Below are 12,863 nucleotides of genomic sequence, written 5' to 3'. Positions count from 1 at the left end.
TCGCGGGCGACTTTTACCGCTTCCGCGATTACGTCTTCAAACCTAAACCACTTGATCCGCTGCCGGAGATTTTTCAGGGGGGCAGTTCACGGGCGGCGCGCGATATGGCGGCGCAGGTGTCGGATTGGTACTTCACCAACGGCAACAGCGTGGAGGGCATCCGACGTCAGGTGGAGGACATCCAGCGCAAGGAGCAGTCGCATCAGCGCCGGGTGAAGATCGGCGTCAATGGCTTTGTGATTGCGCGCGATACCGAGACAGAGGCGCGCCAGCAGCTACAGGCGATTTTGGATCAGGCCGATCCGGCGGCGGTGAAAGGTTTTCATCATGAAGTGCAAAACGCCGGTAATGCATCGCCGGAAAAAGAGGGTAACTGGGCGCAGTCCACGCTGGACGATCTGGTGCAGTACAACGATGGATTCAAAACCAACCTGATCGGTACGCCGCAGCAGATCGCGGAGCGCATCATCGACTACAAACATGCGGGTGTGGACCTGATGCTGCTGGGCTTTCTGCACTTTCAGGAGGAGGTGGAGTATTTCGGGCGGGAAATCATACCGCGGGTGAGAAACATGGAGCAACAAACGGCAAAGGAGCTGAACGATGACTGAACCTCATATTGTGATTATTGGCGGCGGCGTGAGCGGCGCGGCGTTGGCGATCCATCTGGCGCGGACCGTCGAAAGCGCACTGCGCGTCACCGTGGTGGAACCTCGGGAGCGGCTGGGCCTTGGCGTCGCCTATTCCACCCGAGAGCCTGCGCATCGCATCAATGTCCCCGCCGCGCGGATGTCTCTGTTCAGCGAAGACAAAACCCACTTTGAACGCTGGCTGAAGCAGCAGCCCGAATTCCGCGAGGACAGCGCCGCGCTATGGCGTGATGGCAACGTTTACCCGCAGCGCGGACTCTTTGGTCGTTACATCGAAGGCGTGTTTGCCGATGTCGCCAAGTCCAGTCCGGTGCGGCTCCGTCACGTATGGGACCGGGCGATTGGCTTGCAGGATCACATTGTGACCACGGCGACGGGGCTGGCGTTACGCGCCGATGTCGTGGTACTGGCCGTCAGTCATCCGCCGCCGGCACTCCCCGAGAGACTGCGCCCCTGGCAGACGCACCCGGCATTGGTGGCCAACCCGTGGCTGCCGGGCGTGTTGGACACGGTGGCACCGACTCAGCGCGTCGGCATTATGGGGACGGCGCTCACGATGGCCGATGTGGTGGCTTCGCTGCACACGCGCGGCCACCGTGGGCCGATCGTCGCCTTCTCGCGGCATGGATTGTTGTCCCGCAGTAATTTGAGCGTTGACGCGCCGCCGCCGCCCTGGTCGCTGTCGTCCGACTGGCCGACGACGGCGCGTGGCGCGCTGGCGCAGGCCCGGCGAGAAGTGGCCGCCGCCGCTGAACAGGGGATCCCCTGGCAGGCGGTCATGGACGAGATCCGCGCTAACGGGCAGACCTTGTGGCAGACGCTGGCGCTGAAAGAGCAGCAGCGCTTCCTGCGACATCTGCGCAGCTGGTGGGATGTCCATCGTTATCGCACCGCGCCGCAGGTGGCTCAGGTGATCGCGGCGCGGCGTGAGTCTGGTGAGCTGCGCGTGCTGGCGGCGCGACTGCGCGGCGTCGGGGCCGACGAAACCACGCTGACGCTGCAATTACAGCCTCGTCTGGGCGAAACCGAATCGGTGACGGTCGATAAGCTGATTGTGACCACCGGTCCGGCGCATGCGTCGCTCACCGAGAGTCAGCCGTTATTGCATTCGCTGTCGCAGCGCGGCGTGCTGCAGCCCGATCCGTTGGGGCTGGGCATTCTGGTCAACGAACGCTCGGAAACGCTGGATGTCAACGGTCAGGCCAATGCTCACCTGCTGGTGGTGGGGCCTGCGGCACGCGGCCGTTTCGGCGAACTGATGGGGTTGCCGCAGGTCTCTCAGCACGCCGAAAACGTGGCAAAACACCTGATGACCACGCTGACGTCGGCCGCCGCCTCGGCGCGATGTCCCGTCTCTTCCTGAACCTTTACGACTCACTGACTCAACGAATCATCAATCGAGATTCCGGCCGAACGCCGTTCGGCTGCGGGAGCTCTCTGGAGATCGCTATGCCATCGCAACGTGAAATTCGCCTTAATGCGTTTGATATGAACTGTGTCGGCCATCAGTCGCCGGGCCTGTGGGCGCATCCGCGCGATCGCTCCTGGCAATACAAGGATTTGGAGTACTGGGTCGATTTGGCGCGGCTGCTGGAACGTGGCAAATTCGACGGCCTGTTTATCGCCGATGTGCTGGGCGTCTATGACGTACTGCACGGCAGCAGCGATGCCGCCCTTCGTCAGGCGACGCAGGTGCCGGTCAACGATCCGCTGGCGCTCGTGACGCCGATGGCGCTGGTCACGGAACATCTGGGGTTTGGACTGACGGCGTCGCTGTCGTTCGAGCACCCGTACCCCTTTGCGCGCAGGCTGTCGACGCTGGATCACCTGACCAAAGGCCGCGTCGGCTGGAATATCGTCACCTCGTATCTGGAGAGCGGGGCCCGCAATATCGGGCAGAAGGCGCTCACCGATCATGATGCGCGCTATGACTACGCCGACGAATATCTGGAAGTGGTGTACAAGCTGCTGGAAGGCAGCTGGGAAGAGGGTGCGGTGCTGCGGGATCGCGAGCGGCGGATATTCAGCGACCCGACCAAAATTCATCCCATCAATCACCACGGTGAGTTCTTCAACGTACCGGGGATCCACCTGTGCGAACCGTCGCCGCAGCGGACGCCGGTGCTTTATCAGGCGGGCGCGTCAAGCCGCGGCAAACAGTTCGCCGCCGAACACGCCGAGTGCGTCTTCGTGGCGTCGCCGTCCAAGGTGTTGCTGAAGAAAACGGTGGCGGATATCCGACGGCGGGCGGCGGAGGCCGGGCGCGATCCGCGCAGCATACTGATTTTTAATCTCCAGACGGTGATTGTGGGTGAAACCGACCGCGAGGCGCAGGCGAAATGGCGGGAATACGCCTCCTGGGTGAGCTACGAAGGCGCGCTGGCGCTGATCTCCGGCTGGACGGGGATCGACTTCGGTCAATACCCGCCGGATCAGGTGCTCAAACACCTGCACACCAACGCTATTCAGTCGGCGGTGGAAACCTTTTCGACCGCCGATCCGAACCGGCAGTGGACGGTGCAGGGGCTGGCGGACTGGGTCGGCATAGGCGGCTTCGGACCGCTGCTGGTCGGCAGTGCGGAAACCGTCGCCGACGAGCTGCAAAGCTGGGTGGAGGAGACGGACGTGGACGGCTTCAATCTCGCCTATGCCCTGACCCATGAAACCTTCACCGATGTGGTCGAGCTGCTGATCCCCGAGTTGCAAAAGCGCGGTGTCTTCAAACGCGACTACTCGGCGGGCACGCTGCGGGAAAAATTGTTCCACGCGGGACCGCGGCTGGCCGCGCCGCACCCGGCGGCGGGCTATCGGGATCTCGCCGCATCCGAAAAGCGCGTACGGGAGCGGGTGTCATGATCGAAATCGAACACCTGTACAAAGGCTATCACGGCAAGCACGGGCGTCGAACGGAAGTGCTGAAAGACGTCTCGCTGCAGGTGCCGGCGAGCACGATTACGGCGGTCGTCGGGCCGAGCGGCGCAGGAAAGTCCACGCTGGCGCGCTGCATCAGTCTGCTGGAAAAGCCGGATCGCGGCACGCTGCGGGTTAACGGCAACGATCTCTCACTGCTGACCGGCGAGGCATTGCGCCGGGAGCGCCGGGCGATTGGTACGGTTTTTCAGTCGTCAGCCCTGCTACAGCGTAAAACCGCCTGGGAAAACATCGCGCTGCCGCTGGAGTTTCTGGGCGTGGTGAAGCGCGACATCCAGAAACGCGTCGGCACGTTGCTGGACAGCGTCGGGTTGAGCCACAAGGCCGACAGCTACCCGGCGCAGCTCTCCGGCGGCCAGCGTCAGCGTATCGGCATCGCTCGGGCGCTGGCGCTCAATCCGACGGTGCTGCTGGCGGATGAGGCCACGTCCGGTCTCGATCCCGAGGCGACTGACGCCGTGCTGCAACTGCTCAAACAGCTGCGGGATGAATTCGGTCTCGCCATCGTATTAATCACTCATGAAATGGACGTGGTGCGCACGGCTGCCGATGCGGTGGCGGAGATCCGCGACGGGGTCATCGTCCAGCAGGGCCGGGTGCGGGATCTGCTGGCGCAGCCGAACTCGTCGCTCGGCGAGCGCCTGTTCCCGGTGACGGCGCAGCCCGGAGGCGGCGACCTGTTGCTGCGGGTCAGCTACAGCGCGAACAGGACGGTGGCGCCGGACTGGATCAGTCGGCTCTCCAGGCAGTTCGCCTTGCAGATCGACGTTCTGGGCGGTCACGTTGAGTGGGTGAATCAGCAGCTGTCGGGACGGCTGGAGATTGCGGTGCGTTTTCACGGCGAACGGCTGGCGACTGCTCAGCTCATCGGGCTGCTCGACGCGCAGGGCGTTGTCGCGGAGGTCATCGCGACGGCTCCGGCGCTGAGGGAGGCGATATGACCATATCCACGTCAGTTATGAGTCAGGACACGCCCTGGCGCGAGCTCCCCACGCTGCTGCTGCCCGCTTACGGCGAAACCTGGCTGATGGTCGCCATCGTCATGCTGTTCGTGGTGAGCATCGGCGGCGTAGTCGGCGTTGTGCTGTTCAACACCTCGCGTCGGGGACTGTTTCCTCATCCGGCGCTGAACCGGACGTTGAACTGGCTGGTGAATATGGGGCGTTCCCTGCCGTTTCTGGTGCTGATGGCGGCGATTATCCCGGTGACCTACTGGCTGACCGGCACCACCATTGGGATCCCGGCGGCGGTGGTTCCGATGGTGATCGCGGGTATCCCGTTCTTCGCCCGACTGCTGGAAAACGCGCTGCGGGAACTGCCGGAAGACGTGACGTCGGTCGGTCTGGTCTCCGGCGGCTCCGTCGGTCAGATTATCGTCTCGGCGCAGTTGAGCGAAGCGCTGCCCGCCATCGTCTCCGCCGTCACGCTCAATCTGATCTCCATGATCGAATACTCCGCCATCGCGGGCACCATCGGCGCGGGCGGTATCGGCTACCTCGCCGTGGTCTACGGCTATCAGCGTTTCGACCACCACATCATGATCGCCACCATTGTGGTGCTGATCGCCACAATACAACTGATTCAATTCGCCGGTGACCGGCTGGTCGCGGCATTGCGTCATTCACAGGGAGCGCCGTCAGTATGAGTACACCGCAGTTCGAACTTCGTCAAAAGCGGCGCTGGCCGTGGTGGGTCGGCGGCATCGTGATTATCGCCGCCGCGGCCAGCGCGTGGTACTGGCACTCGCAGCGTCAGCACACGGTGACATTTGGCTCGACGCTGGACATCCATTTTGAACCGGCGATGGCGGGGGAGGAGCGGGTGATTCAATACGTCGGCGAACATATCGCCCCCGACTATGGCTTGACGCTGAGGGCCGTCGGATTACAGGATCCGGTGCAGGCGGACCGGTCAGTGGCGGATGGCGTCTATGCGGCCACGGTGTATCAGCATCAGTGGTGGTTGAAGCAGGTGGTGGACGCCAACGGCTTCAAGCTGACGCCGACGGTGCCGGTATTCCAGTGGGCGTTCGGCATCTACTCGGATCGCTACCCGTCGGTCGAGGCGCTGCCGGAGCAGGCGACGATCGTCGTACCGAACGACGGCGCGAATCAGGGGCAGGCGCTGTGGCTGCTGCAACGCATCGGGCTGATCCGCCTGAATCCGGCGGTAGAGCCGCGTACGGCGAAGCTGAAGGATATTCAGGACAACCCCAAACGCTTCGTGTTTAAAGAGCTGGACTTGCTGACCATGCCGCGCGCGCTGAATTCGGTCGATGCCGCCATCGGCTATGTCTCCCAGTTTGATGCCGGAAAGATCCCGCGTGAGAAGGGGATTTTGTTCCCACCGGCTCCGGCCACCTTCGCCTCACAGCTGGTGATCGGCACACCGTACCTTGCCGAAGCATCCATCGTCAAATTGCAACAGGCGTTTTCCGACCCGCGTCTTCAACAGTGGCTGAAAGAGACGGATGACCCGTTGGTCAAGGGCGTTTTAGTGCCGGTATCGGCTGAATAGCTGTCCTCATTGTGTCATTTCATCGTCGAGACCGGGCCGCTGAAGAGCGGTTCGGTTGCCGTTGTTTTTATGGTTATCTTATTGTTATTTAATGAATTTTAAAGACATAAATGTTGTTTGTGAACGCAAAATCTTCGTCTTATAACCGTAGTTTCACCTGCACATAAAAGAATAGCGAGGATGCCAAAAGTATGAGTACGTTACCGATTGACACCGACATCAGAGGGTCTGCATCAGGGTCCATTCCCATTAGCTCGGTGAGCGACGTGGCGAGGTTGATCAACACCCGCAGCGAGAAAAACAGCTATGCCAGGATGATCATCTTTCTGGCGCTGGGCGGAGTCTTTCTCGACGCCTACGATCTGACCACGCTGTCATACGGGATTGATGATGTCGTCAGAGAGTTTCAACTCACGCCGGTGCTCACCGGGCTGGTGACGTCATCCATCATGATCGGCACCATCATCGGCAATCTGATCGGCGGCTGGCTGACGGATAAATATGGCCGTTATTCCATCTTCATGGCGGATATGTTGTTTTTCGTCGTCTCCGCGATTGCCGCCGGGTTGGCGCCGAACGTATGGGTGCTGATTGGCGCGCGTTTCCTGATGGGGATCGGCGTCGGGATCGACCTGCCGGTGGCGATGTCCTATCTGGCCGAATTCTCCAAATTTGCCGGCAAGGGCAACAAGGCGGCCCGGTTGGCGGCGTGGTGCCCCATGTGGTACGCGGCGTCATCGTCCTGCTTCCTGATCATCTTCGGCCTCTACTTCCTGCTGCCCGAACAGCATCTCGACTGGCTGTGGCGCGCTTCGCTGCTGTTTGGCGCGGTTCCGGCCCTGCTGATTATCGCGGTACGCCGCAAGTTTATGAATGAGTCTCCCCTGTGGGCGGCGAATCAGGGCGATCTCAAGGGCGCGGCGCGAATTCTGCGCGACTCCTACGGCATTGCTGCCCACGAGGCCGTGGATAAGACGTCGCGCAAGACGTCCCACCAACCCAAGGTCAGCTTCCGGGTACTGTTCCAGAAGCCCTATCGCGAACGCACCATCGTCGCCGGGGTGATGAACGTGTGTATTTCCTTCGAATACACCGCCATCGCCTTCTTCCTGCCGTCCATTCTGGCGCAATTTTTGGGGGCGGGCGTGTTTGAAACCATCTCGGCCTCGCTGGGGCTGAATGCGCTGTTCGCCTTCACCGGCGGCCTGCTGGGGATGCGGCTGGCCTGGAAATACCCTTCGCGCCACGTGGCGATCGCGGGTTTTGCCCTGCAGTTCATCGCGCTCATCGCGCTGGCGCTGATTGGTCAACCTCAGGCGACGATAGGCGTGGTCATCGCCATTCTGATGCTGGGGCTGTGGCTGTTTGCCGAAGGCTTCGGTCCGGGCGCCCAACTGATGATCTACCCGGCGCTGTCTTACCCAACCTCTATCCGCGCCACCGGCGTTGGCTTTAGCCGCTCGCTGTCCGGCATCGGCAGTGCGCTGGCGCTGTTTATCCTGCCGCTGCTACAGGCGGCCTACGGCACCAACATGTTCTGGATTGTCTCGCTGAGCGCCATTATCCCCATCTTCTTCTTACTCGCGGTTCGTCATGAACCGACCCGTCAGGACATTGACGATCATCACGATCAAGGAGCACATCATGACCTTACTTTCGACCGGGACTGACTATGAAACCCTGGCGGCGCAATTCCGCCCCCTCTTTGCCCGTATCGCTGCCGGCGCAACCGATCGTGAACGGCGCCGGGAGCTACCCTATGAACCCATCCGCTGGCTAAAGGAGGCGGGATTCGGTGCCGTGCGTATCCCTAAAGAGAAGGGCGGACAGAGCGCGTCGCTGCCTCAGCTGTTTCGCCTGCTGACAGAGCTGGCGGAGGCCGATTCCAACCTGCCGCAGGCGCTGCGCGCGCATTTCGCCTTCGTGGAAGATCGCCTCAATGCGCCGGACACGCCGGAGCGCGATCGCTGGTTCCTGCGCTTTCTGGACGGTGAGCTGGTGGGCAGCGGCTGGACTGAGATCGGCAACATCAATCTGGGCGATGTCATTACCCACGTTGAGCCTGCGCCGCACGGCTGGACGCTGAACGGCGAGAAGTTTTACAGCACCGGCGCGCTGTTCGCGGACTGGATCGATGTGTATGCCCGTCGCCGCGATAACGGACGGGATGTGATTGCTATCGTCAGTACGCATCAGGACGGCGTGCTGCGGGAGGACGATTGGGATGGCTTTGGTCAGCGGCTGACCGGCAGCGGCACCACCCGCTTTACCGAGGCGCAGGTCGACGCCGGGCACGTGTACGATTTTGCGGACCGCTTCCTGTATCAGACGGCGTTTTATCAGCACATGCTGTTAGCGACGCTGGCCGGTATCGGTCGGGCAATTGCGCGCGATGCGGCCGAGGGCGTTCGACAACGCAAGCGGATCTATAGCCATAGCAATGCCGCGCTGCCGAAAGAGGATGTGCAGGTGTTGCAGGTCGTCGGCCAGATTTCCAGCTGGGCCTATGCCACGGAAGCGGCGGTGATCGCGGCCACCCAGTCGCTGCAGCAGGCGTACGAAGTCCATGTGTCGGACGATGATGCCCTCAAGCTACGCGTCAACAGTATTGCGGAAGTGGAGGCGGCGCAGGCGCAGGTGATCGCCAGCGAGCTGGTGCCGCGAGCGGCGACCGAGCTATTCAACGCGCTCGGCGCTTCCGATACGCGAGTTAGCAAGGCGTTGGATCGCCACTGGCGCAACGCGCGCACGCTGGCGTCCCACAATCCGGTGATTTACAAGTCGCGGAATATCGGCGACTGGCTGGTTAACGGTCACGCGCCGACCTTTATCTGGCAGGTTGGCAACGGGGGACAGGAGCAGAAAACCGCGTAGCAGCGAGGAACAGCCACAAGGCGGGCCAGCGCGCCCGCTTTTTTTCTGTCCGCCTAAACGCTGATTGAGAAACGAGAGGGATTCCCGTGGGATGGCGGTTCGCAGAAAGTGGCCGTCGTGATTGATAGAGATCACCTGTGTTCAGGTTGGGATCAAGGGCAGAGTTTTGATTGGAACCGCACTGTCCGAACACGATGAAGGCGGGCATGGCAGGCGGAGAGAAGACGGGGGCTTGAGCGATCACAACGCAAGGCCACGTCATGAAACGTGGCCTTTTACTGTGAGTCGCTCCGGAGGATGGGACGACCGTGCGGTTAAAACCATATCACTTTTTGTCCAATGACCAGGTCGCGCTGGCGACGTTGACCTTGGTCGGCAGTAGCCCAATCTGCGTGAATTTATCCGCCAGCGCCTGCTGTTGGCTAAACACCTCCGGCGTCATGCGTTCGGCGCCATAGGGCATTCTCGCCAGCGCTTTGCTCCAGATGGCGCGATCCAGCCCGGTCGACTGTGACAGGATCGCGGCGGCGTCCGCCGGGTTGCTGTTGGCCCACTGGCTGAGTGACCCCAGTTCGTTTACCACCTGTTCGGCCGTCTGCGGCCAGGTTTCCGCGAACTTCCGGCTGGCGAGATAGAACGTGTAGTGCGGCACTAAACCTTCCGCGTTGCGAATCTGTCTGGCGCCTGCATTGCTTTCTACCTCGGCCAGAAACGGATCCCAGATCACCCAGGCGTCCACCGCGCCGCGCTGAAATGCCGCGCGCGCATCGCTGGGCGTCAGATAGACGGGCGTGATATCGCGATAGCTCAGACCGGCGTCTTCCAGCGCTTTCACCAGCAGGTAATTGACGTCCGAGCCTTTGTTCAGCGCCACGCGCTTCCCTTTGAGATCCGCCACCGATTTGATGGAGGAGTCACCCGGTACGACGATAGCTTCCGTTTTCGGATTGGCGGGGGAGTGCGCCAGATAAATCAGATCGGCCTGCGCCGCTTGCGCAAAGGCGGGCGGGGCATCGCCGGTGGCCGCCAGATCGATACTGCCGACGTTCAATCCTTCCAGCATCTGCGGCCCGGCAGGAAACTCGATCCAGCGCACCTGAATGCCCTGCTGTTTAAATTTTTCATCCAAGGTTCCCCGGTATTTCAGCAGGGCAAAAATATTGGCTTTCTGATACCCGATGTTGATGGCTTCAGGCTGGGAGGCGGCGACCGCAGAGGCGGACACCCCCGCCAACAGCAGCGCGAGAGCGGTATGACGTAGGGAGGTTTTCATGATGGCGTCGTCTCTTAAGGCAAATTAAGGAAAAACCTTATCAGAGAGAATTTATAACCTTAAAATAATGAAATATTTTTTAATATTCCTATTAGTTTTAACTGGCCGACAGGCGTGCGACGTAAACCCCATACGATGCTATCTTTCCTGACTCTATCTTGAAGGGACGGATTGCCGCAGTGGCGGTTTGAGAGGGAAAGGATGATCGACGATAACCGAAGGATCCAGTCTGTTGAGCGGGCGATGGCGTTGCTGGAAGCGATTGCCGCGGCCGGTGGGGAATCCCGTCTGGTAGACCTGACGACGCAGCTGGGGCTTAACAAAAGCACGCTGCACGGCCTGCTGAATACGCTGGCGGCCATGGGCTACGTCACGCGTAACGGCACGCGTTACGCGCTAGGGTTGCGCCTGCGCGAGTTGGCTCAGCCGCTGACCGACGAAGACTCCGCGCTGCGCGCCACGTTTGGACCGGTGCTGCGGCGCTTCGCCGAAATCAGCGGCGAAACCTGCTATCTGGCCGTCCCGTGCGGCACGAGCGAGTATCTCTGTATCGATTCCGTGGAGTGCGATGGCAGCCTGTTGCGGGCAACCTGTCCCTGTGGCAACCGTGAGGGGCTGACTACTTCCGCCATTGGTAAAATCCTTCTGGCTAACGATGTCGGGCTGATGCGGAGTCTGCGGCGTGCGGGGAAAGTGTCGACGTCACTGGGCGTCGAACTGAAGGCGATTGCCGTACAGGGTTTTGCACTCGATCTGGAACAGGTCGAACCGGGCCTGTGCTGCGTCGCTATGCCGCTCTACAAACAAGGCCGGGTCGTCGCGGCCTTGGGAATGAGCGGTCCGTCCTGCCGTTGGTCGTCTTCGGCGCTGCAAGATCTTGTCCATCGCATGTTGCAGGAAAAGTTCGGCAATACAAAACAAAAAATCGAACCCTGCTAACCCTATTTTTACTTCCTTTCAGACCTGCTGTGACCTTATTTCGAGAGATGATGTGAACGGTCAGTTTCTCGGTGGGGACGCGCATTTGTTCTATCCCGATAGCCGTGTCGGAGGGACGTGAATGCGGTTGATAAAGGGGTTGGAAGTGGTGACTTAAACACGGTGGGTGAAACGCGGGCGGCGAGTTATCGCCGCCCGCGTTTGTCTTAATTAGCGGTAATCACGTCCGCGATGATGATCGCGATCGCCGTATGAACGATTGTCGTCATAGTGCGGACGAGGATGACGATCCCGGTGGTGACCGTCGACAACGATACATCCGTTCAGTAGAAGCGTCGCTGCGAGGCACGTGAGTAAGAGTCGTATTTTCATCGTAGGGCTCCTGTCGTTGGTGTTCCCTGGTGTTGAACGCAATGCAGAGGCGGCCGATGATGTGCCGATAACCTGCTCCGTTTCGCATGCTGCAAACACTTTTCACTGGACTGCAAGGTTCGGCATCCGGACGCCGGACGGGGATCCGTCTGGCGTACCTTCCACCGTGAGTACGGATTACTTCAGCATCTCGACCAGTTCATCCGCCCCTTTATCGAGGCCGACTTCCGCCGCGCTCAGCGAACCGAAGGTGGCACCGATGTTCATGGCATTCGGATACTGCTTGGCAACGTAGGCGTTAAGCAACTGGTTGCTGGCGGCATCGTGTATTTCCACCGCATAGCTGACAGAACCGCTCAGCATGCCTTCTTTACCGCGAATAGACTGCACGATGTTGTAAGGCCCGCCCGCGAGATCAAATTTCGTAACCGTACCGACGACCTGAGTCGTGGTTTCTGCCCCGGTCAGCGTCAGTTTGACCCTGATGGCGCCCGGAGTGGGAGCGGTGGCTTCGGTAAAACGGGTTCTCAGGCTTTCGCTAAAACGATCCTGCATGTATTTCGCCAATGCCTGGCGATCTTCCTGATCCATATCGCCAAACTGGTTATCGCTACCCTGATAAACGGTTACGGGGTCGATGATGACATGCGAATATTTTTTCCAGTCGACCGGCGCGGCATAGCGGAATGGGATGCGATCGGATTCATCACCGGTGTTGGGCTGCAGCTGAGAGGCCGAGTCAATACCCGCGTAACGGGCCGGTTGTGTGCCAGCGCAACCCGCTAAGGCCATGGCAACGATCAAAACTGCGGGGCGGTACACCTTGGTCAATGTGCTCATTCGTAAAACCTTCTAAAAGATCACCAATGTCGGTCGGAAAGCGTCGTGCGAGTGACGCCGTTTTTTCGCTAAGTCAGCAGCTTTGAGAAATCGGGCCGTCGTCGATAAGGACATTCAGCATGCTGCGCTCAAAACCATACTGTACGGTTCAGTTTTGCACTAAGCGGATCAAGTTGTCAATAAAATGTACACATGTGTTCAGTTATGTTTTAGATAGCCTCACCAAACGATCACGATCGTCGAAGATGTCCGACATCGGGCGGCGTCAACGCGGGCGGGGATTTCTGATGAGAGCACGGACAGGAGGGGCGTGAGGAGAGGACGGAAAGGAAAAATCCTAAATGCTTGCTGACTGAACGTTCCCGCCGGGAGACGCGCGCGAAAAGCCGCCATGAGGTCACTACTGGCGAGAAAAAGCGGTGAAGCGCGCCGTATCGCGCGCTTGCATTCTGTCTATCGGCGAAGAA

11 protein-coding genes are annotated in these 12,863 nt (G+C 60.3%); 9 read left to right on the top strand and 2 right to left on the bottom strand.

Annotation, left to right across the window (positions count from 1 at the left end; genetic code table 11):
• The 8 genes from Q7O77_RS07955 to Q7O77_RS07920 all read left to right on the top strand — a co-directional run.
• Positions 1–611 (top strand): LLM class flavin-dependent oxidoreductase (locus tag Q7O77_RS07955; protein ID WP_304165481.1); only part of this gene is annotated, 611 nt, incomplete at its 5' end.
• On the top strand, positions 604–2,013 hold the full coding sequence (locus tag Q7O77_RS07950) for an FAD/NAD(P)-binding protein (RefSeq protein WP_304165478.1): 1,410 nt from the start codon (positions 604–606) through the stop codon (positions 2,011–2,013). The genes Q7O77_RS07955 and Q7O77_RS07950, both read left to right, overlap by 8 nt.
• Before the next feature lie 86 nt (positions 2,014–2,099).
• Entirely contained in the window at positions 2,100–3,506 is a 1,407-nt protein-coding gene (locus Q7O77_RS07945) for an LLM class flavin-dependent oxidoreductase (protein ID WP_304165475.1), read from the top strand.
• A complete protein-coding gene (locus tag Q7O77_RS07940; RefSeq protein WP_304165473.1) occupies positions 3,503–4,522 on the top strand; it encodes a methionine ABC transporter ATP-binding protein in 1,020 nt (339 codons plus the stop codon). The genes Q7O77_RS07945 and Q7O77_RS07940 overlap by 4 nt, the downstream gene beginning before the upstream one ends.
• A 2-nt stretch (positions 4,523–4,524) precedes the next feature.
• The gene (locus Q7O77_RS07935; RefSeq protein WP_304165484.1) at positions 4,525–5,226 is read left to right on the top strand and encodes a methionine ABC transporter permease; all 702 of its coding nucleotides are present in this window, start codon (positions 4,525–4,527) and stop codon (positions 5,224–5,226) included.
• Positions 5,223–6,098 (top strand): MetQ/NlpA family ABC transporter substrate-binding protein, encoded by an 876-nt coding sequence (locus Q7O77_RS07930; protein WP_304165471.1) that lies wholly within the window; start codon positions 5,223–5,225, stop codon positions 6,096–6,098. Before Q7O77_RS07935 ends, Q7O77_RS07930 begins: the two co-directional genes overlap by 4 nt.
• Before the next feature lie 191 nt (positions 6,099–6,289).
• Positions 6,290–7,768, top strand: coding sequence for an MFS transporter (locus Q7O77_RS07925; RefSeq protein ID WP_304165469.1), 1,479 nt, complete (start codon positions 6,290–6,292; stop codon positions 7,766–7,768).
• Positions 7,743–8,972, top strand: coding sequence for an acyl-CoA dehydrogenase family protein (locus Q7O77_RS07920; protein ID WP_304165466.1), 1,230 nt, complete (start codon positions 7,743–7,745; stop codon positions 8,970–8,972). Before Q7O77_RS07925 ends, Q7O77_RS07920 begins: the two co-directional genes overlap by 26 nt.
• Positions 8,973–9,297: 325 nt before the next feature.
• Here the strand turns inward: Q7O77_RS07920 and Q7O77_RS07915 are convergent, their stop codons facing one another.
• On the bottom strand, positions 9,298–10,245 hold the full coding sequence (locus Q7O77_RS07915) for an aliphatic sulfonate ABC transporter substrate-binding protein (protein WP_304165464.1): 948 nt from the start codon (positions 10,243–10,245) through the stop codon (positions 9,298–9,300).
• Between the two features lie 201 nt (positions 10,246–10,446).
• On the opposite strand from Q7O77_RS07915, the gene Q7O77_RS07910 reads away from it, so the two are divergent.
• Positions 10,447–11,184, top strand: coding sequence for an IclR family transcriptional regulator (locus tag Q7O77_RS07910; protein WP_304165461.1), 738 nt, complete (start codon positions 10,447–10,449; stop codon positions 11,182–11,184).
• A gap of 549 nt (positions 11,185–11,733) precedes the next feature.
• Here Q7O77_RS07910 and Q7O77_RS07905 read toward each other — a convergent pair.
• Entirely contained in the window at positions 11,734–12,396 is a 663-nt protein-coding gene (locus Q7O77_RS07905; protein WP_304165458.1) for a DUF3313 domain-containing protein, read from the bottom strand.
• Positions 12,397–12,863 lie beyond the last annotated feature (467 nt).

The sequence above is a fragment of the Lonsdalea britannica genome, assembly GCF_946477055.1.
Lineage (GTDB): Bacteria > Pseudomonadota > Gammaproteobacteria > Enterobacterales > Enterobacteriaceae > Lonsdalea > Lonsdalea britannica_A.
The sequence above is the reverse complement of the archived record's forward strand: the minus strand, read 5'-3'. Positions and strand labels throughout refer to the sequence as shown.